The organism is Roseovarius aestuarii (genome assembly GCF_019966515.1).
GTDB classification, from domain to species: domain Bacteria; phylum Pseudomonadota; class Alphaproteobacteria; order Rhodobacterales; family Rhodobacteraceae; genus Roseovarius; species Roseovarius aestuarii.
On sequence record NZ_JAIMIB010000012.1, the window covers coordinates 33242 to 55900 of the forward strand.

At 59.7% G+C, this 22659-nt stretch carries 15 protein-coding genes; 14 read left to right on the top strand and 1 reads right to left on the bottom strand.

Going from position 1 to position 22659, the window contains the following annotated elements; genetic code table 11:
* Positions 1 to 154: 154 nt before the first annotated feature.
* The 14 genes from LC334_RS14520 (at position 155) to LC334_RS14585 (ending at position 20159) form a co-directional block, all read left to right on the top strand.
* Positions 155 to 760 (top strand): response regulator transcription factor, encoded by a 606-nt coding sequence (locus tag LC334_RS14520; protein ID WP_085799649.1) that lies wholly within the window; start codon positions 155 to 157, stop codon positions 758 to 760.
* 236 nt (positions 761 to 996) lie between these two features.
* Positions 997 to 2796: an autotransporter assembly complex protein TamA gene (locus tag LC334_RS14525; protein ID WP_085799648.1), complete on the top strand. Its 1800-nt coding sequence runs from the start codon at positions 997 to 999 to the stop codon at positions 2794 to 2796.
* Entirely contained in the window at positions 2796 to 6749 is a 3954-nt protein-coding gene (locus tag LC334_RS14530; RefSeq protein WP_085799647.1) for a translocation/assembly module TamB domain-containing protein, read from the top strand. Before LC334_RS14525 ends, LC334_RS14530 begins: the two co-directional genes overlap by 1 nt.
* A gap of 321 nt (positions 6750 to 7070) precedes the next feature.
* Positions 7071 to 7934 (top strand): cyanophycinase, encoded by an 864-nt coding sequence (locus tag LC334_RS14535; RefSeq protein ID WP_085799646.1) that lies wholly within the window; start codon positions 7071 to 7073, stop codon positions 7932 to 7934.
* 50 nt (positions 7935 to 7984) lie between these two features.
* Positions 7985 to 10783: a cyanophycin synthetase gene (gene cphA / locus LC334_RS14540; RefSeq protein WP_085799645.1), complete on the top strand. Its 2799-nt coding sequence runs from the start codon at positions 7985 to 7987 to the stop codon at positions 10781 to 10783.
* 15 nt (positions 10784 to 10798) lie between these two features.
* Entirely contained in the window at positions 10799 to 12535 is a 1737-nt protein-coding gene (locus tag LC334_RS14545) for a Mur ligase family protein (protein ID WP_139836332.1), read from the top strand.
* Between the two features lie 112 nt (positions 12536 to 12647).
* Complete coding sequence (locus LC334_RS14550; RefSeq protein WP_085799798.1) at positions 12648 to 14387, top strand: ABC transporter substrate-binding protein; 1740 nt, start codon at positions 12648 to 12650, stop codon at positions 14385 to 14387.
* Positions 14388 to 14492: 105 nt separating this feature from the next.
* Positions 14493 to 15569 (top strand): ABC transporter ATP-binding protein, encoded by a 1077-nt coding sequence (locus LC334_RS14555; protein ID WP_085799643.1) that lies wholly within the window; start codon positions 14493 to 14495, stop codon positions 15567 to 15569.
* Positions 15569 to 16645: an ABC transporter ATP-binding protein gene (locus tag LC334_RS14560; RefSeq protein ID WP_085799642.1), complete on the top strand. Its 1077-nt coding sequence runs from the start codon at positions 15569 to 15571 to the stop codon at positions 16643 to 16645. Before LC334_RS14555 ends, LC334_RS14560 begins: the two co-directional genes overlap by 1 nt.
* Positions 16642 to 17505, top strand: a complete 864-nt coding sequence (locus LC334_RS14565) for a carbohydrate ABC transporter permease (protein ID WP_085799641.1) — start codon at positions 16642 to 16644, stop codon at positions 17503 to 17505. Before LC334_RS14560 ends, LC334_RS14565 begins: the two co-directional genes overlap by 4 nt.
* On the top strand, positions 17502 to 18299 hold the full coding sequence (locus LC334_RS14570; RefSeq protein WP_085799640.1) for a carbohydrate ABC transporter permease: 798 nt from the start codon (positions 17502 to 17504) through the stop codon (positions 18297 to 18299). Before LC334_RS14565 ends, LC334_RS14570 begins: the two co-directional genes overlap by 4 nt.
* A 1-nt stretch (position 18300) precedes the next feature.
* A complete protein-coding gene (locus tag LC334_RS14575) occupies positions 18301 to 18579 on the top strand; it encodes a DUF2160 domain-containing protein (protein ID WP_085799639.1) in 279 nt (92 codons plus the stop codon).
* Positions 18580 to 18652: 73 nt separating this feature from the next.
* The gene (locus LC334_RS14580) at positions 18653 to 19048 is read left to right on the top strand and encodes a BlaI/MecI/CopY family transcriptional regulator (RefSeq protein WP_085799638.1); all 396 of its coding nucleotides are present in this window, start codon (positions 18653 to 18655) and stop codon (positions 19046 to 19048) included.
* Positions 19038 to 20159 carry a M56 family metallopeptidase gene (locus tag LC334_RS14585; RefSeq protein WP_085799637.1) on the top strand — a complete coding sequence of 374 codons (1122 nt, stop codon included), beginning with the start codon at positions 19038 to 19040 and terminating at the stop codon, positions 20157 to 20159. Before LC334_RS14580 ends, LC334_RS14585 begins: the two co-directional genes overlap by 11 nt.
* A gap of 1 nt (position 20160) precedes the next feature.
* On the opposite strand, the gene LC334_RS14590 is transcribed toward LC334_RS14585, so the two are convergent.
* Positions 20161 to 22635 (bottom strand): penicillin acylase family protein, encoded by a 2475-nt coding sequence (locus LC334_RS14590; protein ID WP_085799636.1) that lies wholly within the window; start codon positions 22633 to 22635, stop codon positions 20161 to 20163.
* Positions 22636 to 22659 lie beyond the last annotated feature (24 nt).

Consider the following 22659-nt stretch of genomic DNA (forward strand, 5'->3'; position numbering starts at 1 on the left):
CCCCCTATGCAATCGGATAGTCAGGGCGTATCATTGAACCTGCATTGACAAGTTAATTGCATCACGAGAAACGCATTGAGCAGGACGGAATTGGCGGCCGAAAGCTGGCCGACGTGCGGATTTCGCTTTGTGTAGCGTGTTGAAGAGAAGCCGAATGCAAAAACTGTTGCTCGCAGATGATCACGAACTGGTACGCGAAACAGTCGCGGATTTTCTTCGCCTGCAAGGCGGGTTCAATGTTGCCACTGCGCAGTCCTTTGACGAGGCGATCAGCGTTGCGCAGGCGCAAGGGCCGTTTGAGCTGGTGATGCTTGATTATTCTATGCCGGGCATGGACGCGCTTGCGGGGCTGGCCAAGATGCGGGCGCAGACCGGCTGCCCGGTGGCGATCCTGTCGGGCACGGCGACGCCGGATGTGGCGCGTCGGGCGCTGTCATCGGGTGCAGCTGGATTTCTGCCCAAGACCTTGGCCCCGCAATCGCTGGTCAGCGCTGTGCGACACATGCTGTCGGGTGAAATCTATATGCCGCTGGATTTCTTTGAGACTGAGAATGAAGCCGATGCAGACATCAATCTGACACCGCGCGAGCGTGATGTGCTGTTGGGGATCACCGAGGGCAAGTCCAACAAGGAAATTGCCCGCGATCTGGGAATTCAGGAAGTGACCGTCAAGCTGCACGTCAAGACATTGTCGCGCAAGCTGGGCGCGCGCAACCGTACCCACGCGGCTATGCTGGGTCGCGATCTGGGGCTGATGTAAGCCGCCGCGCTTTGGTTTCACGTCCTGGGACAAGGGATTGATGCTTCTCGCACGGGACGGGTTTTTGCCATCTGTCGTCTCGCTGGCAAAACAGCGCATGGTCGCTCTTATGAGAGTATTTCTCACTATCACATGGACGCAACGCGGCACTTGGCATAACTTCCACATGTAAAGCTGTCTGGCTGGCGATCTGATCAGATGGCGCGGGGTGAAACGACTGCCGAAACGGGCTGATTATGATTGACAGAGTTTGGTGCGTTGGCCGGTGTCGGTGGGCGCTTGCCGCGTTCCTGATCGTGTTTGGAATGCCCGCATTGGCCTTTGATGCGTTTCTCCAGTTGACGCGGGTGGATAAACCCTTGCGTGAAGGGCTGTCACAATCCTCGCTGGTACTGACCGCCAAAGCAGAAGAGGTGACTGCGCCGCTGGATATCCTGGCCGCGGCGCAGGCGGATTACGGTAATCTGCTGTCAGCGCTTTATGATCGCGGTTATTTCGGTCCGGTCATCAAGATCCTTGTCGATGGGCGCGAGGCGGCGACCATTCCACCTCTGTCGCGGATTGAACGCATCCGACAGGTGGCGATCCTGATCGACACCGGCCCCGCCTTCACGCTGGGACGGGCCGAGATCAGGCCGGTTGCACCCGATACCGAACTGCCCGAAGGTTTCGCGCCCGGTCAACCCGCGCGGATCGACGTGATCGGGGCGGCGGCAGGCGAGGCTGTCTCTGGCTGGCGCGCATTGAGTTACGCCAAGGCGCGGATCTCGAACGAGACAATCACTGCCAACCACAACAAGGCGTTGCTGAATGTCAGGCTGGGCCTCGAAACCGGTCCAGCTGTCACGTTCGGACAGTCCCGGGTGCCCAAGAAAAGCGCCGTGCGCAAGGACCGTATCCGTCGCATCGCTGGTGTGCCGCAAGGCAAGCCCTTTGATCCGGTCGAACTGGAACGCGCCGCCAGGCGATTGCGTCGCACCGGGGCATTCAGTTCCGTTACCATTCGCGAGGCCGACGATCTTGGCCCGGGTGATACGATGGATATCGAACTTGATGTGGTCGATGCAAAGCCGCGGCGGTTCGGGTTCGGCGCCGAGATCGAATCCATCGAAGGGGCGACGATTTCCGGTTTCTGGTTGCATCGCAATCTCTTAGGCGGCGCCGAGCGTCTGAGGATCGAGGCGGAGGTGGGCGGGCTGGGCGGCGATACCGATGGCGTAGATTCCACACTGCGCATCAACTTCACCCGGCCCTCTACCTTCGATTCCGATACCGATCTCTACGCATTGCTGGAAATTGAGCAACTGGATGAGGATCTGTTCTTCTCGGAGCAGATCAACGTCGAGGCGGGCATCAGCCACTACTACTCGGAAGAGCTGGAGGGCAGGATCGGTGTCGGTTACCGCTTTTCCGACGCACGGGACCAACTGGGCAGCCGGACGTTCAGCCATCTGACGCTGCCACTCTCGGCCACCTGGGACAAGCGCGATGATGAGCTGGATGCCACCGAAGGCTTCTATCTGGCGATCGAAGGCCTGCCGTATTACGGGCTGAACGGCAGTGAAAGCGGGGCGCGCGGCTATGCCGATGCGCGCGGCTACTGGACACTGGGCAAGAGCGATGTGGTGTTGGCGACGCGCTTGCAATTCGGCACGATCATAGGATCGTCGATTGCCGGCACACCGCCGGATCTGTTGTTTCTGTCTGGTGGCAGCGGCACCGTGCGCGGGCAAAGCTTTCAATCGCTGTCGGTCCTTACCGGGACGGCGCGGACCGGAGGGCGCTCATTCATCGGCATCTCAGGCGAAGCACGGTTCCCCGTCAGGGGCAATTTCAGCGGCGTTGCCTTTTATGATGTTGGCTATATCGGGCGCAACAGCTTTCCCGATGATACCGGCGACTGGCACAGCGGGGCCGGGTTGGGTGTAAGATACAAAACCGCGTTCGGTCCGATCCGTTTTGATGTGGCGGTGCCGGTGACGGGTCCCGACACATCCGGGTTCGAGTTTTATATCGGCATAGGGCAGGCCTACTGATGCGCAGGTTATTGATCATATGTTTGGCGATGGTCTGGCCGCTGGTTGCCGGGGCGCAGGACGACGACAACGACGAAGATAAGGGTCGCATTGTCCGCTACCTTGAAGAAACGCTTTCGAGTCTTGGCCGCGACGTCCAGATCGCTGGCTTTCAGGGTGCGCTGAGTTCGCAGGTCAGTATGGACCGGATGACGATCGCTGACGCTGACGGCGTCTGGCTGACCCTGACCGGAGCGGTGCTGGACTGGAATCGTACCGCGATTCTGCGGGGCGAAATCGAGATTGAACGGATTTCCGCCGAGAAGATAGATATAGCACGATTGCCGGTGTCCGATGAGCCCGCAAGCCCGGAAGCTTCTGCCGGATTTTCGCTGCCGGACTTGCCGGTCAGTGTTGATATCAAAACTCTTGCCGCGCAGGAGGTGGCGCTGGGCGCGCCGATCCTTGGCGAGCCGATCACATTAACCGTCGAGGGGGCGGTCACGCTTGAAGGCGGGCACGGGCAGGCGACACTAAGCATTGAGCGTCTCAACGGCCCGCGCGGGATGTTCGCGCTGGTGGGCAGCTATGGTAATGTTACCCGCCAACTGGCCATTGACCTGGCCCTGGACGAGGCCAAGGACGGCATTGCCGCCACGCTTTTGAACCTGCCCGGCAGGCCCGCTCTGGCTCTGAGTGTCAAAGGCGATGCGCCGATTGACGAATTTGTCGCCGACATCGCCCTGAAAAGCGACGGCGAAGATCGGCTGACGGGCCGCGTCAGCACGCAGGCTGTCAGCGACGAGGGCAGCCCCGCGCTCGAGGACGCGCCGGAACGCCCGCGTATTATTTCGGTCGACATTGCCGGTGATATGACGCCGCTGTTTGCACCGCAATATCGGCCCTTCTTTGGCAAGGACGTTGCTTTGCAAAGCCTTGTGCAACTTTATCCAGACGGACGGGTAGACCTGGAAAAGCTAAAGCTGCAAGCGGCATCTCTTTCGCTGGAAGGTGCGTTTGCCGTATCTGCCGACGGATTGCCGGAGAAGTTTGAACTTATGGGTCTGCTGGAAGGTCCCGATCAGGAACCGGTTGTGTTGCCGATCGCGGGGCCGGAAACCTGGGTGCAGCGGGCCGAGATCACGGCACTATTTGATGCCAGCGAAGGTGATGCCTGGATCGTTGACGCTGATCTGAGCGGGTTTCAGCGACCGGATATGACGCTGGCGAAGCTGAACGTTGCAGCTAATGGCGTGATCAAAGGCGGTGACAGCCGTACGGTCACGGCGCGCATTGATGGAATGGCGCGAGGCATCGAATTTGTCGATCAGGCGCTGACGCGGGCGATCGGCAATGCTCTGACGCTCGGCGGGAACGTGGACTGGAGCGAGGGAGAGCCGCTTAACCTTACTGATCTTCTTCTGACCGGCGAGGGGCTTGAACTGAGTGGTGCGGGCGACGTGACCGGGCTGGAAGAAGCGGTCACGTTCGATGGTGCGTTCATGGCCCGGGTGGATGATCTGGCACGGCTTTCTGATATTGCCGGGCGTCCGCTATCGGGCGCGGTTGCTGCCGAGCTTAACGGCGAAGCGGCGTTGTTGACCGGCGCTTTCGACTTGGACTTGAATGCCAGCGGCAGGGATCTGAGCATAGGTATCGATAATGTCGATGCGGCACTGGCTGGGGAAAGTACTTTTTCTGCCTCGGGCAAACGGGATGAAAACGGCCTTAGGCTGCGCGCGGCAGAGGTGACGGCCGCGGCGGGAACCGCTATCGCAAGCGGGTTTCTCAGAACAGACGAGTCGGATTTTAAGTTTGCCGCAGCGCTTGATGATCTTGGCCGCTTTGTCGCCGGGGCCGTGGGCCCTTTGCGCGTAAGCGGCAATGCAAAGCAGACAAGCGCTGGCTGGTTGATCGACACCAACGCTCAGGGGCCCGGCGGCAGTGACGTATCGGTGGAAGGCACCCTGACCGGGCTCGATACATCCCCGGGCTTTGACGGTAAAATCCGGGCGCGGGTCGATGATCTGACGCCATTTTCACAGGTGGCGGCGCGGCCGCTTTCGGGATCGGTCGCTGCCGAGTTTGAGGGGGCTGCGACGCTGCAGACAGGTATCTTTGATCTCGACGTGATCGTGACGGGCAATGATCTGAGCGTAGGCATCGACAAGCTGGATGCGGCTCTGACCGGCGAGAGCCGGTTTGCGGCCTCTGGCAAGCGGGATGAAAACGGCCTGACATTGCGCGCGGCAGAGCTTGCATCACCATCGCTCACCGCCTCGGCGGAGGGGTTCATGACCCCGGAGAAGGCCGATTTCGCATTTGCGGCGGCAGTCGATGATCTCAGCCGGTTTGTGAGCGGTTTTGCAGGCCCGGTAAAGCTGAGCGGCATGGCCGCCGACGATGGTACGGGCTGGATTGCCGATGTGCAGGGCAGCGGGCCGTTTCAGTCGGTTGTCGAGGGTCGCCTGAGCGCGCCTGACGGGGGCGAGCCGCGCGCGGAGCTGTCGGGCACTATCGGTAATGTCGGCGCGATCATTCCCGACCTGCCGGGCAGTGCCAGTTTTAGCGCAAAGGCACAACAACAGGGCGATAGCTGGGCAATCGATACGACCGGGCAGGGGCCGGGCGGCAGCACATTCGCGGTGGCCGGGCTGATCCAGTCCGATGCCAGCCGTGCCATTCTTGATATCGATGGAATCTTGCCGCTGGCGCTGGCAAACCGCCGCCTGCAACCGCGCGCTGCACAGGGGGTGGCGCGGTTTGATTTGCGGCTTGATGGCCCGCTCGGCCTTTCGTCGCTGTCGGGGCAATTGTCGACTGCTGACGCGCGCGTTTCATTGCCTAACCTGCAGAATGCGTTGACCGATGTTGATGCCACGGTGACCCTCGGGGGTAGCGAAGCGGCGATCAAGAGCAGCGCCGCGCTGGCAACCGGCGGGCGTCTAGTCGTTGACGGGCAGGTGGGATTGCAGGCGCCTTTCCGGGCCAATCTGGGCATTCAGATACTCGATGCGGTCCTGCGTGACCCGAAACTCTTTGAGACGGTCGCACGGGGAAACCTGATTATGCGCGGCGCGGTGCAGAACAACCTGGATATCTCGGGGCGCATCAATCTGGATCGCACCGAAATTCGGGTGCCGTCAACGGGCCTTGGCGGTGGCAACATACCAGAGATCAATCATGTCGGTGAGCCGCGCGATGTCCGCCAGACACGTAGATATGCCGGGCTGTTGGACAAGGATGAAGATAGCTCTGGCACGTCGGGCGGAGGCACGATCGGATTGGATGTCTTGATTGCGGCCGACAGCCGGGTTTTCGTGCGCGGACGCGGGCTTGACGCAGAGCTGGGCGGACGATTCAGGATAACCGGAACCGCGGCGGATATCATTCCTATCGGCGGCTTTGACCTGATCCGGGGTCGGTTGGACATCCTTGGTAAACGGCTGACGCTGGATGAGGGAACGGCCAGGCTTCAGGGCGATTTCGTGCCCGGGCTCAGGTTGGTGGCGAGTACCGTCAGCGATGACGATACCGTTGTGAGTATCGTCATCGAGGGGCGTGCCGATGATCCCGAGGTGCGTTTCCAGTCACAACCCGAATTGCCGGAAGATGAGGTGCTGGCCCGGCTTCTCTTCGGTCGCGAACTCGGCTCATTGTCGGCGTTTCAGGCGCTACAGCTTGCCTCGGCGGTAGCGACACTGGCCGGAAAGGGCGGCCCAAGCTTTGCCGAACGTATTCGTCAGGGCACGGGCGTGGATGATTTCAGTGTCAGTACCGATTCCGAAGGTACGGCGACCGTGGGCGTGGGTAAGTACATTAGCGACAATATCTACACTGATGTTCAGATCGGCGACCAATCCAATAGCGAAATCAACCTCAATATCGACCTGTCGCGCCGGACGAAACTGCGCGGCTCTTTGGGGTCCGACGGCGGTACAGGGGTCGGCGTATTCTTTGAAAAGGATTATTGAGGCTCTGTGAGACGGCTCAGTTTTAGATAAGATCGATCCGACCCATGGCCCTTGAGTTGCCGTTCTCATCCAAAGTAACAAGTTGCGGGATGACGACCGCGCCGCAGTCTTGACCTTGATTTCGCGCGCTGTACCCGCACGGAAGACCGGCCCAGACCAAAATTAATACATGCGTTTCCATCTCAATCTGGCCCGATATGGTGGATTTTCGCCGATTTGCTATTGACCCCGCTCGCCTGTCTCAATTGACTGGGACCTCCGGCATTGGCATGTCGGCCATCTGCTACGCGCGCAGCGCCAAGAAATCGAGACCGACCCTGAATGTGTCCTGCCCCAGTACCTGAAAATACCCAACGTGGCTTCATCATTCCGATAGGCGGGGGCGAAGACCGCGAGCGGGAAAGGCAAATTCACCGACGTTTCGTTGACATGTCGGGTGGTGCGCAGGCAGACATCATCGTGATCCCGACCGCCTCGCAGCTGGATGAAACCGGGCCTGATTATCACCGGATTTTCTCGGATCTCGGGGCGGGCAAGGTCGAGTACCTGCCGATTGCGCGGCGGGCGGATTGCGACAACCCGCAATTCGCCGAGATGCTGGACCGGGCGACGGGTATTTTCATGACCGGCGGCAACCAGCTGCGCCTGTCAACGATCATCGGCGGAACGCTGGTGGCACAGAAAATCCGGCGGCGGAATGCGGCGGGGATACCCGTGGCGGGCACTTCGGCCGGGGCCTCTATCATGTCCGAGCACATGGTCGCAGGCGGCCCCAGCAACAGTTCCCCGGCGGAGGGCAATATCAGCCTTGCCCCCGGCATGGGGCTGACCAATGCCGTGATCATCGACCAGCATTTCACCCAGCGGAACCGTTTGGGCCGGTTGCTGACCGCGTCATCCTATAACCCGTTTTTGATTGGTCTGGGCGTCGACGAGGATACCGCTGCTTTCATCGGTCCCGACAATGTCTTCGAGGTTGTCGGCAGCGGCACGGTGACGGTTGTCGATGCCAGTCAGTTGACGCATTCGTCAATGTGGGATGCGTCCGCCGGCGAGGCGCTTAGCCTTCTGGGCTTGCGTATTGACGTTTTGGGCCAGGGGTGCCGTTATGACCTTACGGCGCGCCAAGCCTATCCGCCGGACGAACACGCGCATTTCTGTAGCCTGCCGGTATCAGGGGATTAAGTAAGCGAGTTTTGTGTTTGGGGGGAGTCAAAAACAACAGGGAGCCGACCATGAAAATCGTTTCAACCAATGTCTTTGTAGGGCCCAATGTCTGGGCGCGGTTCCCGGTCATTCGCCATGTTGTCGATCTTGGTGTGCTTGAAGAATGGCCATCGGCGCGGATCGGCGAGGAATTCGTTAGCGGTCTGATCGCCGCCTTGCCCGGTCTTGACGAACATGGATGTTCCTACCGCGAGCCGGGCGGGTTCATCCGGCGTCTGCGCGAGGATGAGGGCACCTGGATGGGCCATATCATGGAGCATTGCGCGCTGGAAATTCAGGGTGTCGCCGGTACTGAGGTCACCTTTGGCCGGACCCGTGGCACCGGCGACCCGGCGCAATACAACATGGTCTACCAGTACCGCCAGCGCGATGTCGGGCTTGCTGCCGGACAGCTGGCACTACGCCTTCTGATGCATCTTTTGCCTGACAGTCTTAAGGCACAGGTCGAGTATGATTTTGATCCCGAGTTCGACTGGGAGGAAGAACTGCGATCTTTCGTGCTGCGGGCGCAGCGCAAGGAATTCGGCCCCTCGACCGGATCGCTGGTCAAGGCCGCCGAAGAGCGTGGTATCCCGTGGCTACGACTGAATGACTATTCGCTGGTGCAATTCGGTCATGGCAAATACCAGCAGCGGATTCAGGCGACCATTACGTCGCAGACCCGCCATATCGCGGTGGAAATATCCTGCGACAAGGAAGACACCCACAATCTACTCAACGATCTGGGCCTGCCGGTGCCGCAGCAGCGCATGGTTTATAATGCGCGCGAGGCGGTGCGTGGCGCGCAACGGATCGGCTATCCGGTGGTGGTCAAGCCACTGGATGCCAATCATGGGCGTGGCGTGTCAATCAACCTGACCGAGGACAATCAGGTTGAAACCGCTTTTGCCGAGGCCAAGGAACACTCCAAAAGCCGGGCCATTCTGGTGGAGAGCTTTGTGACCGGGTTCGATCACCGGATGCTGGTCGTCAACAACAAGCTGGTGGCGGTGGCCAAGCGAGTACCGGGCCACGTGGTCGGCGATGGTAAGCAGACCATTGCGCAGCTCATCGACGAGGTGAACAGCGATCCGCGCCGGGGTATCGGCCACGAGAAGGTGCTGACCAATCTTGAACTGGACAATCAGGCCAAACGCTTGATGGAGGATGCCGGTGTCACAGAAGAAACCGTTCTGGAGGACGGTCAGGTGCTTTATCTGCGCTCGACCGCAAATCTGTCGACGGGCGGCACTTCGATCGACATGACAGACGTGGTGCATCCCGATAACCGTGATATGGCCGAACGCGCCATCATGGCGGTGGGCCTGGATGTGGGTGGCGTGGATTTCCTGATTGACGACATCACCCGCTCCTACAAGGAAATCGGCGGCGCGATTGTCGAGGTAAATGCCGCACCGGGCTTCCGCATGCACGTCGCCCCGTCCGAGGGTGAGCCGCGCGATGTCTCGGGCGCGGTGATGGACATGCTGTTCCCTGTCGGCTCCCCCCGGCGCATCCCGATTGCGGCAATCACAGGGACCAATGGTAAGACCACGACCTCGCGCATGCTCGGGCATATCATGAAGACCAGCGGCAAGATTGTCGGCATGACCTCGACCGATGGGGTTTATGTGGATGGCAAGCTGAGCGTTAAGGGCGACATGACCGGGCCCACATCTGCCCAGATCGTGCTGCGCGACCCATCGGTGGATTTCGCGGTAATGGAGACCGCGCGTGGTGGTCTGGTGCGCAGCGGGTTGGGCTATCAGCGCTCGAACGTGGCGGCCTGTCTGAACGTCTCGGCTGATCACCTTGGCCTGCGCGGCATCAACACGGTCGAGGAACTGGCGGTGGTCAAGCGCGTCGTGGTCGAAAGTGCGACGGATGTGGTGGTGCTGAACGCCGATGATATCAACTGCCTGAAGATGGCGGATTTCACCAATTCCGACGCGATCTGCTATATCACGATGAATTCCGATCATGCGCTGGTGAAAGAGCATATTCAGGCAGGCGGCATGGCCGTGGTGCTGGAAAAGGCGATGAACGGCGAGATGATTACCATCTACCACAAAGGCACACATATGCCGGTACTGTGGTCACATCTAATTCCGGCGACGATGGAGGGCAAGGCGCTGTTCAACGTGCAGAACGCCATGTTCGCCACAGCAATGGCTTTCTGTTTCGATGTCGATCTGGATAATATCCGTCACGGGTTGCGCACTTTTGACACTAGCTATTTCCAGGCACCGGGGCGAACCAATGTGTTTGACGAACACCCGTTCAAGGTCATTCTGGATTATGCCCATAACCCGGCGGCCATCGCCGCTATCTCCGATCTGGCCTCGCGGCTGGATGTGTCGGAGCGCCGGCTGGTGGTGATGTCAATGCCGGGCGACCGGCGCGATGAGGATGTCTATGACGCGGCGGCAACACTGGCCGGGCATTTCGATTATTACATCTGTAAGGCCGATGATAATCGGCGTGGCCGGGGTAAGGACGAGATCCCGCAGATGCTGCGCGACGGACTGATGAAAAATGGCGTCGAGGATGCGGCGATCACGATTATTCCTGATGAGGTCGAGGCAGTGGATCACGCGCTCAACATGGCCGAAGAGGGCGATCTGCTGGTTATTCTGGGCGATGACAGTGCCCGCTGCTGGAAACAGGTGATCTATTTCCAGAGCGAGGACGCACCCGAGGTCGAGGCCACCCCCGCCGCGCCGGAACCGGCACCCGCCGATTTTGACGAGCTTCTGGGCGGTGGCTCGCTGATCCGGGATGAGCGTGGCGTGCGACTGGCCCGCGATACCGATGAAGGTGGCGATTAGAGGGGAGTAGTGATCGTGGACAATGTGGAGGACATTGAAAACGCCCTGACAATCAACATCCCGTCAAGCGATGCGCTACGGTTGGAGGATAGTCGCCGCCTGACCGGACCCGGATTGCTATGGGATCATGTCGGGGCGGTGCTGGAAGTGCATTACAGCGGGATTGACCCCGCGCGCGTCGCAACGCTCTGGCGGACCCACGCGCGGCGGGTGCTGGATGCGATTGGCTGGCCGGATCAGCTGATTACTGAACGCGGTTTTGAGAACGGGCATAATCTCGCGATCTCGGCACCGATGGACCAGCTTTACTCGGCGATTTTTGCCGCAGAAACCGCCTGGCATTTCGGCGCGGCGGAATTGCTGGGGGTGGCGGCGGGTGATTTCGACCGGATGATAGCCGATCTGAAATCAGTCATGACCCGCGAGGCGCATCCCGAACTGATTCGGCTGATTGAGGCGGGGCAGGGGCGGGGCGTGGAAGTTCTGTGCGACGATGACGAGGTTTCGGTCGGTCACGGCAGCGGATCGGAGGTCTGGCCGGTGAACGAGTTGCCTGATCCGGCGGATGTGGAGTGGTCACGGCTGCATAATGTGCCTGTCGCGCTGATCACCGGCACTAATGGTAAGACCACAACGACCCGGCTTTGCGCGGCGATTGCGGCGGCGGCGGGCAAGGTCTCGGGCCTGACCTCGACCGATTTTGTGCGGGTGGGGCGCGATGTGCTGGACAGGGGGGATTATTCCGGCCCGGGTGGGGCGCGGCTGCTGCTGCGCGACAAACGGTTGGAAATCGCCTATCTCGAAGTGGCGCGCGGCGGCATCCTGCGCAGGGGCTTGGCGACGCGTTCGGCCCGGGTGGCGGTTGTCACCAACGTTGCGGCGGATCATCTGGGGCAATACGGGGTCAACACCGTCGAAGAACTGGCACGGGCCAAATTCGCCGTGCACCGGGCCTTGGCAGAGGATGGCGTATTGGTACTGAATGCCGATGACGTCTATGTGCTGGCCGAAGCAGAGCAGACCGACGCCAATATCTGGTGGTTCTCACTCGATGGTGAGGCACCTCAGATCAGGGCGGCGTGCGCCGCCGGTCATTGCTGCGCGTGGGAAGAAGCGGGCAACATCGTCTTTTTCGATGGGCACGAGGCGGTGACCATTGCTGCTGTGGCTAATATTCCTGTCACCATATCTGGGGCTGCGCGCCATAATGTCCGCAATGCGCTGGCCGCGACTTGCGTCTCTTATGCTATTGGCATCGCGCCAGAGCACATCGCCGGCGGACTTACCAATTTCCAGAGCGATCCCAATGATAATCCCGGTCGTTTCAACGAGTTCAGCGTCAACGGCGCGCGGGTCTTTGTCGATTTCGCGCATAACCCGCATTCGATCGCGGCGGTGGCCGAAACCATCGGCGGGATCAAGGCGAAACGCCGTTTCGTGCTGCTCAGCCATGCCGGGGACCGGTCCGATGATGACATCCGTGAGGTGACTACGACCGCGCTGGACCTGAAACCTGACTATGTGGTTGCCGCCGAGCTTGAGGACTACCTGCGGGGCCGCGAACTGGGCGAGGTGACAGAGCTGATCGTCGAAACCTGCGCGCAGAATGGTGTGCCGAGGGATCGTGTGCTCAAGGCCGGATCTCCCTCGGAGGCGGTCAGGGTAATCATCGACATGCTGCAGCCGGGCGATGTTGCTTTGCTGTTGGTCCTGTCGGAGCGCGACAAGATTTTCGAGCTTTTACAAGGGTAAACCCTGTCCTTGCGTTATCTACTAAAAAATTAGTTTGCAAATCCTCACGTTCCCGACAAAACTGAACCGGTCGGTTAAAACCGGCTAAAAGACAAAAATGGGAGGAGAAGTGATGCGTAGGTATCTGCTGGGAGCGGTTGCCGCTTCGGCTGTTATTGCAATGTCGAATTTAGGTCAGGCCGATGAGGCCGCAGCACAACGTTGGATTGATCAGGAATTCCAGCCGTCGGTCTTGTCGAAAGACGAACAGATGGCTGAAATGCAGTGGTTCATCAACGCCGCGCAGCCTTATGCCGGGATGGAAGTGAACGTTCTGTCCGAGGGTATCCCGACACATTCATACGAATCCGACGTGCTGACCAAAGCCTTTGAGGAAATCACCGGCATCAAGGTAAATCACCAGATCCTGGGTGAGGGCGAGGTGGTTCAGGCCGTTCAAACCCAGATGCAGACAGGTCGGAACCTTTATGACGGCTATGTCAACGACAGTGACCTGATCGGCACCCATTCGCGGCTGCAACTGGCCTATAACCTGACGGACCAGATGGGCGGAGACTGGGCGGCGACAACATCGCCGACGCTCGATCTAAATGACTTCATGGGCATCCAGTTCACTACCGGCCCCGATGGTAAGCTCTATCAGCTTCCCGATCAGCAATTCGCTAACCTATACTGGTTCCGCAAGGACTGGTTTGACCGCGAGGATCTACAGGCCGCCTTCAAGGAGAAATACGGTTATGATCTGGGTGTGCCGGTTAACTGGTCGGCCTATGAGGATATCGCCGAGTTCTTCACCAAGGACGTGAAAGAGGTCGATGGCACTACGATCTATGGCCACATGGATTACGGCAAGCGCGCGCCCGACCTTGGCTGGCGGATGACCGATGCCTGGCTCTCGATGGCCGGCGCCGGAGACAAGGGCGAGCCGAACGGCATCCCTGTTGATGAATGGGGCATTCGAATGGAAGCGGGCACCTGTAACCCGGTTGGCGCGAGCGTCAGTCGCGGCGGCGCGGCAAACGGCCCGGCGGCAGTCTATGCGATCCGTAAATGGGATGAATGGCTGCGGAACTATGCCCCTCCCGGTGCGGCGTCCTATGACTTCTACCAGTCACTGCCGGCGCTTTCTCAAGGCAATGTGGCGCAGCAGATCTTCTGGTACACGGCCTTTACGGCGGACATGGTGAAACCCCAGTCTGAAGGCAACAATACCGTCGATGGCGAGGGCAACCCGCTGTGGCGGATGGCGCCCAGTCCGCATGGCCCCTATTGGGAAGAAGGTCAGAAGGTGGGCTATCAGGACGTGGGCTCCTGGACCTTCCTGAAATCCACCCCGGATGACCGGGCGCAGGCCGCATGGCTCTATGCGCAATTCGTGACCTCCAAGACCGTGGATGTGAAGAAATCCCATGTCGGGCTGACCTTCATCCGCGATAGCTCGGTCAACCACGAGAGCTTTAGCGAGCGTGCGTCAAAACTGGGTGGTCTGGTGGAGTTCTACCGCTCGCCCGACCGGGTGGCGTGGTCGCCCACAGGTGTCAACGTGCCGGACTATCCCAAGCTGGCGCAGATTTGGTGGCAGCAGATCGGCGACGTGAACTCGGGCGCGTTTACGCCCCAGGAAGCGATGGATCGTCTGGCCGAAGAGATGGACATCACCATGTCGCGAATGCAGGCGGCGGATGAGGGCGCCGAAATCTATGGTGGCTGTGGTCCGCGTCTGAACGAAGAGAGCGACCCGCAGGAGTGGCTCGACAAGCCTGGATCGCCGAAAGCGAAACTTGAGAACGAAAAGCCCCAGGGTCAGACCGTCAACTATGACGATCTGGTTGCCCGCTGGGCGGCTCAGTAACGTCAAGTTCCTGTAAGGTGCGGCAGGGGTGCGGCACCTTGCTGGCCGGGGCGCGTGAGTGTCCCGGCCATCCAATTGCCATCGCAAATTCCGGCAAGGGCCAAAATGAGCGTTGAACTAAGAAACATTACCAAAGAAGTCGCTGGTCAGGTCCATATCAAGCCGACAACGCTGTTGCTGGAGCCGGGGCACTTCAACGTGCTTCTGGGCGAGACCGGGGCTGGTAAAACATCGCTGATCAAGCTGATGGCGGGGCTCGACCCAATAGCAACTGGTCAGATCCTGATGGACGGTCAGGATGTGACACGGCTGAATACCCAAAAACGTAACATCAGCCTCGTGCATCAGTTTTTCGTTAATTACCCGCATATGACGGTGTTCGATAACATCGCCTCGCCGCTCAAGGTGGCGGGCATGCCAAAATCCGAGATAGCGGGGCGTGTCGAAGAGGCTGCGGATATCCTGCAACTGCGTCCCATGCTGCATCGCCGTCCGCATGAGTTGTCGGGCGGGCAGCAGCAGCGCACGGCTTTGGCCCGGGCCATTGCCAAGGAAAGCCGGGCGGTGTTTCTGGACGAACCGCTGGCCAACCTGGATTACAAACTGCGCGAGGAGTTGCGCGAACAATTGCCCGAGCTTTTCGCGGGCAGGGGTGCCGTGGTGGTCTATGCCACCTCCGAGCCCGAAGAGGCGCTGCTGCTGGGCGGCAAGACTGGGCTGATGGAGGACGGGCGCATGGTTCAGTTCGGACCGACCTCCGAGATTTACCGCCAACCTCAGTCGTTGATGGCCGCACGGGTCTTTTCCGACCCGCCCATCAACATGGCCGAAGTCACGAAAGAGGGCGCTACCATCCGCATGGGAGCCGATGCCAGTTGGCAGGCGCAGGGGGCAATCGCCGATCTGGCGGACGGGGCCTATACGCTGGCGGTGCGGCCGCATCACGTAGCGCCGGTCAAATCGGATCGGCACAGCGTGGACCTGACAGGTAAGGTTCTGGTGACCGAGCTGAGCGGATCGGAAAGCAGCGCCCATTTTCAGATGCGATCAGCCGACTGGGTCTCGCTGGCGCATGGGGTGCACCCGTTCGAGATCGGCGAGAACCACGCTTTTCACCTTGATCCGACGGCGTGTTTTTACTTCGCGCCAACCGGTGAGTTGGCCGTTTCGGGGACGATCTGATGGCAAAGATAACCCTCTCAAAGCTCAGACACAGCTACTATCCCGATCCATCATCGCCCGAGGATTATGCGCTGAAAGAGATTGATCTGGATTGGTCCGACGGTGGGGCTTATGCGCTTCTGGGGCCGTCAGGTTGCGGGAAATCGACGCTACTGAACATCATTTCCGGTCTGCTTACCCCGTCCGAAGGGCGCATCCTCTTCGATGGTGAAGACGTGACCGGCCTGCCGCCCAACCAACGCAACATCGCACAGGTCTTCCAGTTTCCGGTGATCTACGACACGATGAGCGTCTTCGACAATCTGGCCTTTCCCCTGCGCAATCGCGGTGTAGACGAGGCGCGCGTGAAGGCCCGTGTCACCGAGATTGCGGAGATGCTCGAAGTGACCGATATGCTGGGCACCCGCGCGGCGCATCTTTCGCCCGATAACAAACAGAAGATTTCGATGGGGCGCGGATTGGTGCGCGATGACGTCAATGTGGTCATGTTCGACGAACCGCTGACCGTGATCGACCCGCATCTGAAGTGGAAATTAAGAAGTAAACTCAAAGAATTGCATCAGAAAGTTCGCGCAACCATGATTTACGTGACCCACGATCAGACAGAGGCCCTGACCTTTGCCGATCAGGTGGTTGTGATGCAGGAAGGCGAGATTGTTCAGATCGGCACGCCGGTCGAGCTGTTCGAGCGCCCGGCGCACACCTTCGTGGGCCATTTCATCGGCTCACCGGGCATGAATGTCCTGCCCGCCGATATCCGCAATGGTGCGGCTTATTTCGAGGGTCACAAGCTTGCCGTCGAAGGCCGGATCAAGCTGGGCGATGGTCTGACCCAGATCGGAGTACGCCCAGAATTCGTGGGCCTCGGGGACGAGGGGCTGCCCGCTCGTGTTCGCAAAGTGGCCGATGTCGGGCGTCACCGGGTCGTCGACGCCGTGGTTGGCGACACGCTGGTCAAGGCGGTCAGCAGCGGCGATGTGCCGGGGCAAGGTGAGGACGTGCATCTGGCTTTCGCCCCTGAACACACGCGGGTCTATCGCGACGGCTGGCTGGCGACGGAAAGGACATCGCAATGAAGACCGAAAACCAGAAAGCATGGTTTTTCGTGCTGCCGGTGCTGCTGCTGGTCGCGTTCAATGCGCTGATCCCGATGATGACAGTGGTCAATTATTCGGTCCAGGAAACCTTTGGTAACAATGTGTTTTTCTTCGAGGGCCTGCGCTGGTTCGAGGAGCTACTGAATTCCGACAGGTTTCACGCGGCCCTTGGACGGCAATTCCTGTTCACCGGCATCATTCTGGCGATCGAGGTGCCTCTGGGCATCATAATCGCGCTTTCCATGCCACGGCAGGGGATTTGGGTGCCTGTCTGTCTGGTGACAATGGCGCTGCCGATGTTGATCCCGTGGAACGTGGTCGGCGCGATGTGGAACATCTTTACCCTGCCGGATATCGGCCTTCTGGGGTACTTCATGAACCACACGTTGGGCGTCGATTATGACATGACGCAAAACCCGCTTGCGGCCTGGATCACGATCGTCATCATGGATGTCTGGCACTGGACCTCGCTTGTGGTGCTGCTCAGCTATGCAGGCCTGGTGTCGATCCCCGATGCCTATTATCAGGCGGCCAAGATCGATGGCGCCAGCAACTGGTCGGTGTTCCGCTATATCCAACTGCCGAAGATGAAAACCGTTCTGACCATCGCGATCCTGCTGCGCTTCATGGACAGTTTCAACATATATACCGAGCCTTTCGTGCTGACAGGCGGGGGGCCGGGCAACTCGACCACGCTTCTGTCAATTGATCTGGTGAAAATCGCCCTCGGGCAGTTCGATCTGGGCCCGGCGGCGGCGATGTCGCTGATCTATTTCGCGATCACGCTGCTGGTCAGTTGGCTGTTCTACACGTTGATGACGAAGGATGATGCGAAATGAGAAAGCGCAGCCTGATCCCGATCATCTATATCCTCTTCCTGCTGCTGCCGATCTATTGGCTGGTTGCGATGAGCTTTAAGACGACGAATGAAATCCTTTCGGGGTTTTCGCTCTTTCCGCAGACCTTCACGCTTGAAAATTACCGGGTGATATTCACCGATCCGTCCTGGTATTGGGGTTACATCAACTCGATCATCTATGTGTCGGTAAACACGGTGATTTCTGTCACCGTGGCGTTACCGGCAGCCTATGCGTTCAGCCGTTACCGGTTTTTAGGCGACAAACAGCTTTTCTTCTGGCTATTGACCAACCGAATGGCGCCCGCAGCGGTATTCGCACTACCGTTTTTCCAGCTTTATTCCGCTGTGGGTCTTTTCGATACTCATCTGGCGGTGGCGCTGGCGCATTGCCTTTTCAACATCCCGCTGGCGGTCTGGATCCTCGAAGGTTTCATGGGCGGTGTGCCGAAGGAACTGGATGAAACAGCTTATGTTGATGGCTATTCCTTCCCACGGTTCTTCGTGTCGATCTTTCTGCCAACGATCAAGGCCGGTGTGGGCGTGGCGGCGTTCTTCTGCTTCATGTTCTCCTGGGTCGAGCTTTTGCTGGCCAAGACGCTTACTGCTGTCGCCGCGAAACCGATTGCCGCCACCATGACCAAAACCGCCTCTAGTGCAGGGTATGAGCTGGGGCTTTTGGCGGCGGCGGGTACGCTGACCATCATTCCGGGTGCTATCGTGATCTATTTCGTGCGTAACTACATCGCCAAGGGCTTTGCCCTGGGGAGGGTCTGAGATGCTGGGGTGGATGGCATGGACATGGCCCACGGCGTTGCTTTTCATCGGGATATTCTCGGCGATGGGCATCATCACGATACTGGAAATCCGGCGTCCCGGCGGCGCTGAGCGCAAGGGCGTGCTAGGGCTTGTTACCACGCGCGGTGACCGGCTGTTCATCTCGCTTCTGGGTACGGTCTATATCTTTCTGGCCTGGCTGGGATTGATCGGCATGCCGCTCTGGGCGCCGCTGGGACTGAGCATCGCATGGGGCGTGTTCTGCTTCTGGAAGGTTTAGACAGAGGGCGGTGACCGGTGCGCGGAATTGAGGTAAGGATAAGCTGAGCAGTTGAAACCGAACGGGACACCGGATGCGTCAAAAGAAAAAAAGCGAATTTCTGACCGAGGTCGAGCTGGAATTCATGACCGAGCTCTGGGCCCTTGGCGAGGGCAGTGTTCGCGACGTGCTGGCACATCTGGCACCGGGGCGGAACCTGGCTTACACCTCGGCCGCGACCATCCTTCGGATAATGGAGCAGAAGGGATTTGTCACCAGCGACAAGCGCAACAAATCCCTGATCTACAAACCGGCCCTGCGGCGCGAGGCCTATCAATCAAAGACCCTGCGCAATCTCTCTGACAAGCTTTTTGACGGCACGCCAGCATCGCTAGTGGCGCGGCTGGTTGACGATGACGGGCTGTCGGAGGATGCGCTGGAGGAAATACGGGCGCTCTTGGACAGGAGGCTGACCGATTATGACGGCTAACTCAGTTTTCAATGCGTATCTTGATGCAAATATCATGCTGGTACTGGCGGCATGCCTTTGGGCGCTGACCCGCTATGCGCTGTGCCACTCCAGCCTGCGCCATGCGTTTTCGCTGCAATTGCAGGTGGTTTACGGCGTGATGCTGGCGGTGGTTTTCACGCCGGTGGTGGTGGGCTTCTATAGCCTTCTCTCACAAATCGGCCTGTGGCGCAGCGACCTCGTGCCCAGCCTGTCAGATGTTGCGCTGGCGCAGTATCTTAGTGGTCGCTTCGAAATGGCACCAACCACGTTCGAGACGCTGTGGATGTGGCGGACGGTATTCACGCAAGACGTCACTACGCTTGGATCGCCCTTGGGCATGGCCGTCGCCGGATTAGGGATCGCTGGTATTGCCGTCTTTGCTTTGCGGCTTCTGGCAAATGTGGTGCGGGTCTCGCGCCTGATTGGGCAGAGCTATGTGTTGCGTCGGATCAACGGGATCGACATTCGCTTGTCCGACAAGGTGACGGTGCCGTTTTCGACTCGCGCGTGGCGCCGCCGGTATATCGTGCTGCCCTCGGCGCTATTGTCCGATGCGGATGATCTGCGGATCGCTGTCTCGCACGAGCTGCAACATATGCGGCAAGGCGATCTGGGTTGGGAAATAGCGCTGGAGGCCCTGCGCCCGCTTTTCTTCTGGAACCCGGCCTTCGCGTATTTCAAGCGCGAGGTCGACGAGCTGCGCGAGCTGGCCTGCGATCAGCAAGTGTTGCTGCGCCGCCGGTTTGGTGTCGGTGCCTATTGCGATTGCCTGCTCAGGGTGTGCCGCGACGCCTTGGGGCAGGGTACGCGGCGTCAGGTCCTGATGCCCAGCGTGCCGCTTGTATCATCCGAGCGAAATCGTCGTGCGGCGAGGTTCCTAAAACGCCGGGTCGTGTCGATGACGTCGCAGAGGCGCCCGCTGCCGGGCAGATGGGTGACCGGGCTTCTGGTGGTGCCGCTTCTGGCGGTGATCAGCGTTGGCGCGATCGCATCGCAAGGCAGCGGCGACTGGAGCCAGGACAGGCTGATGCTGTCGACCATCGTCAATCTGGAACGGTTGGATCAGCGAACGCTGGCCAATCCCTACTGACTTATTCGGCGACCGGTTTAAGCACAGTTACGCCAACTGCCGCTGCGCGCGCCAGCTCGGGATCAAGCGACATAGGAATATATTCGCCTCGGCGCCAAAGTTGCGCGAGATCGTCGTAATGCCGTGACAGGAAATGTCCGGACTGGCCGGTTGCGGTGATAAACACGCTGCTGTCGGGATCGGCAAAGTCATAGACCCCGCGATAACCCGCCCCATGCACGTTGTGAAACGGGTCTTCTCCGCTGCCGCTGGTGAGGCCGCGCAGCAAGGTGTTATCGCCGCCGGAGGTGGATTGCTGGATGTTAACGAAGTAGCGCAGCACCGGCACCTCGCCCAGCACGGGGTGATCATGAGTGGCCTGATGCGCATCGCCCCATCTGAGGCTTTCCAGCGCGCTGCCATAACGCTCGTTAATCCAGATCAGCGCATCATCAAGCGCTAGGCGGGCAATGTCTGTGCAGGTCTCGACCGGTGATGACAGTTTGATATCACACCAGGCTGAGGCGCCATCGACATCGCGGTAGACACGCTCGATGAAGATCGGCTCGGGGTGAGGGAATTCATCGGCCAGCGGTCCCAGTTGATCACGGATCAGCCGGTCCTGAACGGCACGTAGCCAGGCAGCATAGATCAGGGGCTCGGGACGGTGCTCGCTCATCTCGCCGTTCCAGTCCGATAGCAGTTGCAGGGCCCGCTGACGCTGACGCTCGGGCGTGCCTTCGGGGGCGGATTCGCCGGTGAACCAAAGGTCGGCACCGATCAACGGCAGCAGCGATCGCGCGGTAAAGCTGACCGTGTCCAGTTGCGCCTCGATAAAGCTGTCGCGGGTGTGCACTTCGCGGCTCTGCATCAGCTTGCGCCAACGATGCACCCGCTGCGTGTCGCCCCAGACAAAGCTGACATGCAGCGGAAATGGGCGGTCGACCGTCTTATTATTCGTGTTGCCCAGTAACCCACCAGCGGGCGAGATGAACTCGGGATTGGCCGAGTAGGGGCTGATCCCCTGCCAGCGATTGGCGGCGATCCAGCCGCGCGATGGCAGCCGCCCCTTGCTTTCGTGATCAGCAGACCGCCGCGGCATTGCTCCGATGGTTTTCAGCGCGATTTTATTCTGATCGACGAGGGTCAGGTTCTGTGATGGCGTGACATAGCGTTCACCGGCTTCTAGCGCCTCGTCAATGGTTTTCGAGTACAAGAGCGCAATCGCCGCGCTCATCGTCGTGTCGGTGGGACTGAGCGCCGTCCAGGATACGCTTGCCACGTGGCCCGAGGGCGTGACATGGCCAAGGTTGTAATGCGACCCTGGTAGTACCGGGCCGTTATCCGTCCAGCGGCGGGTCAGCGTGACCGGGTCAGCGTCTTTGATCCGGATGATGGATTTCTGAGTCACGAAGGGCTTGTATCCGTCAGGGGTCAGATATTCCCCCGCGTTGTCCGGGTTCACCTTTTCGATAAAGACATCCTGATCGTCCATATGTGACGCGGTCAGGCCCCAGCCCAGACTGGCGCTGCGCCCGGTCATGATCGTCGGCACGCCGGGAATGGTGCCGCCGATCACCCCACCCGAGGATAATTCAAGCCGGGCCAGATACCAGATGCCCGGCGCGGTGAAGCCCAGGTGCGGATCATTGGCCAGCAATGTGCCACCGGCTGCCGACCGTGCGGGCGCCGCGGCCCAGGCGTTCGAGGCACCGGCGAAGGCGCGTTTCTGGAAGGGCGACAGCGGGTCTTGCCTGGTGTCGGTTTTTGCCGCGAGTACGGGAAATTCGGCGCCGGGCCAGAGACTGGCATATTCCGGTAACGCAGCGATACCGCTGCTCGGATCAAGTGGCATGATATCCGCCAGCCGTGCCGCGTCATCAAGCTGGAGCGAGGTCCGGGCATAGAGCACTTCATGCTCCAGATGCGCCGAGAGCTGAACCGCCATCAGCTTGATGATCGCGATCGAGTCGGCCGGTCGCCACGGGGCGATGGGATTGGAAAATACGAACATCTCGGGGGCGCCTCGGCCCAAGGCGGCATTGTTGATGTCCTGAAGACGGGCGTTTACCCCTGCGGCATAAGCCGTCAGGGCCGCCCTGGTGCGCGCGTCCTGAACCTCGACCGATTTGACCGCCGCGCCGTAAAGGTCAAAGCGGCGCAATGCCTTGTCGATATTCAGAGTGCGGGGGCCGAACACCTCGGAAAGGCGGCCCTGCACTGTGCGCCGCAACATCGTCATCTGCCAAAGCCGGTCCTGCGCATGGGCATATCCCAAGCCAAAGAACACGTCGGCATCATTGCCCGCGAAAACATGCGGCACATTGGCATTGTCATGCACAATCTCGACCTGCGAGGTGATGCCGCTGACAGAAATCGTCTTGTCATAATCGGGCAATGAGCGTGACAGCAGAAAGTAAAGACCGATCACCACGATGACCGACAGCAGCACCATGCCACTCGCAATTCGTAACAACCACCTGAAGACTTGAGCCATGCCCGCCCCGATTTGCCTTGCATC

What these genes read in the sequence shown, in the direction of transcription:
- LC334_RS14535 (WP_085799646.1), top strand. Translation starts at nt 7,071, where the DNA reads ATGTGTCCTGCCCCAGTACCTGAAAATACCCAACGTGGCTTCATCATT.
- LC334_RS14550 (WP_085799798.1), top strand. Translation starts at nt 12,648, where the DNA reads ATGCGTAGGTATCTGCTGGGAGCGGTTGCCGCTTCGGCTGTTATTGCA.
- LC334_RS14565 (WP_085799641.1), top strand. Translation starts at nt 16,642, where the DNA reads ATGAAGACCGAAAACCAGAAAGCATGGTTTTTCGTGCTGCCGGTGCTG.
- LC334_RS14525 (WP_085799648.1), top strand. Translation starts at nt 997, where the DNA reads ATGATTGACAGAGTTTGGTGCGTTGGCCGGTGTCGGTGGGCGCTTGCC.
- LC334_RS14575 (WP_085799639.1), top strand. Translation starts at nt 18,301, where the DNA reads ATGCTGGGGTGGATGGCATGGACATGGCCCACGGCGTTGCTTTTCATC.
- cphA (WP_085799645.1), top strand. Translation starts at nt 7,985, where the DNA reads ATGAAAATCGTTTCAACCAATGTCTTTGTAGGGCCCAATGTCTGGGCG.
- LC334_RS14580 (WP_085799638.1), top strand. Translation starts at nt 18,653, where the DNA reads ATGCGTCAAAAGAAAAAAAGCGAATTTCTGACCGAGGTCGAGCTGGAA.
- LC334_RS14590 (WP_085799636.1), bottom strand. Translation starts at nt 22,635, where the DNA reads ATGGCTCAAGTCTTCAGGTGGTTGTTACGAATTGCGAGTGGCATGGTG.
- LC334_RS14570 (WP_085799640.1), top strand. Translation starts at nt 17,502, where the DNA reads ATGAGAAAGCGCAGCCTGATCCCGATCATCTATATCCTCTTCCTGCTG.
- LC334_RS14520 (WP_085799649.1), top strand. Translation starts at nt 155, where the DNA reads ATGCAAAAACTGTTGCTCGCAGATGATCACGAACTGGTACGCGAAACA.
- LC334_RS14530 (WP_085799647.1), top strand. Translation starts at nt 2,796, where the DNA reads ATGCGCAGGTTATTGATCATATGTTTGGCGATGGTCTGGCCGCTGGTT.
- LC334_RS14555 (WP_085799643.1), top strand. Translation starts at nt 14,493, where the DNA reads ATGAGCGTTGAACTAAGAAACATTACCAAAGAAGTCGCTGGTCAGGTC.
- LC334_RS14560 (WP_085799642.1), top strand. Translation starts at nt 15,569, where the DNA reads ATGGCAAAGATAACCCTCTCAAAGCTCAGACACAGCTACTATCCCGAT.
- LC334_RS14585 (WP_085799637.1), top strand. Translation starts at nt 19,038, where the DNA reads ATGACGGCTAACTCAGTTTTCAATGCGTATCTTGATGCAAATATCATG.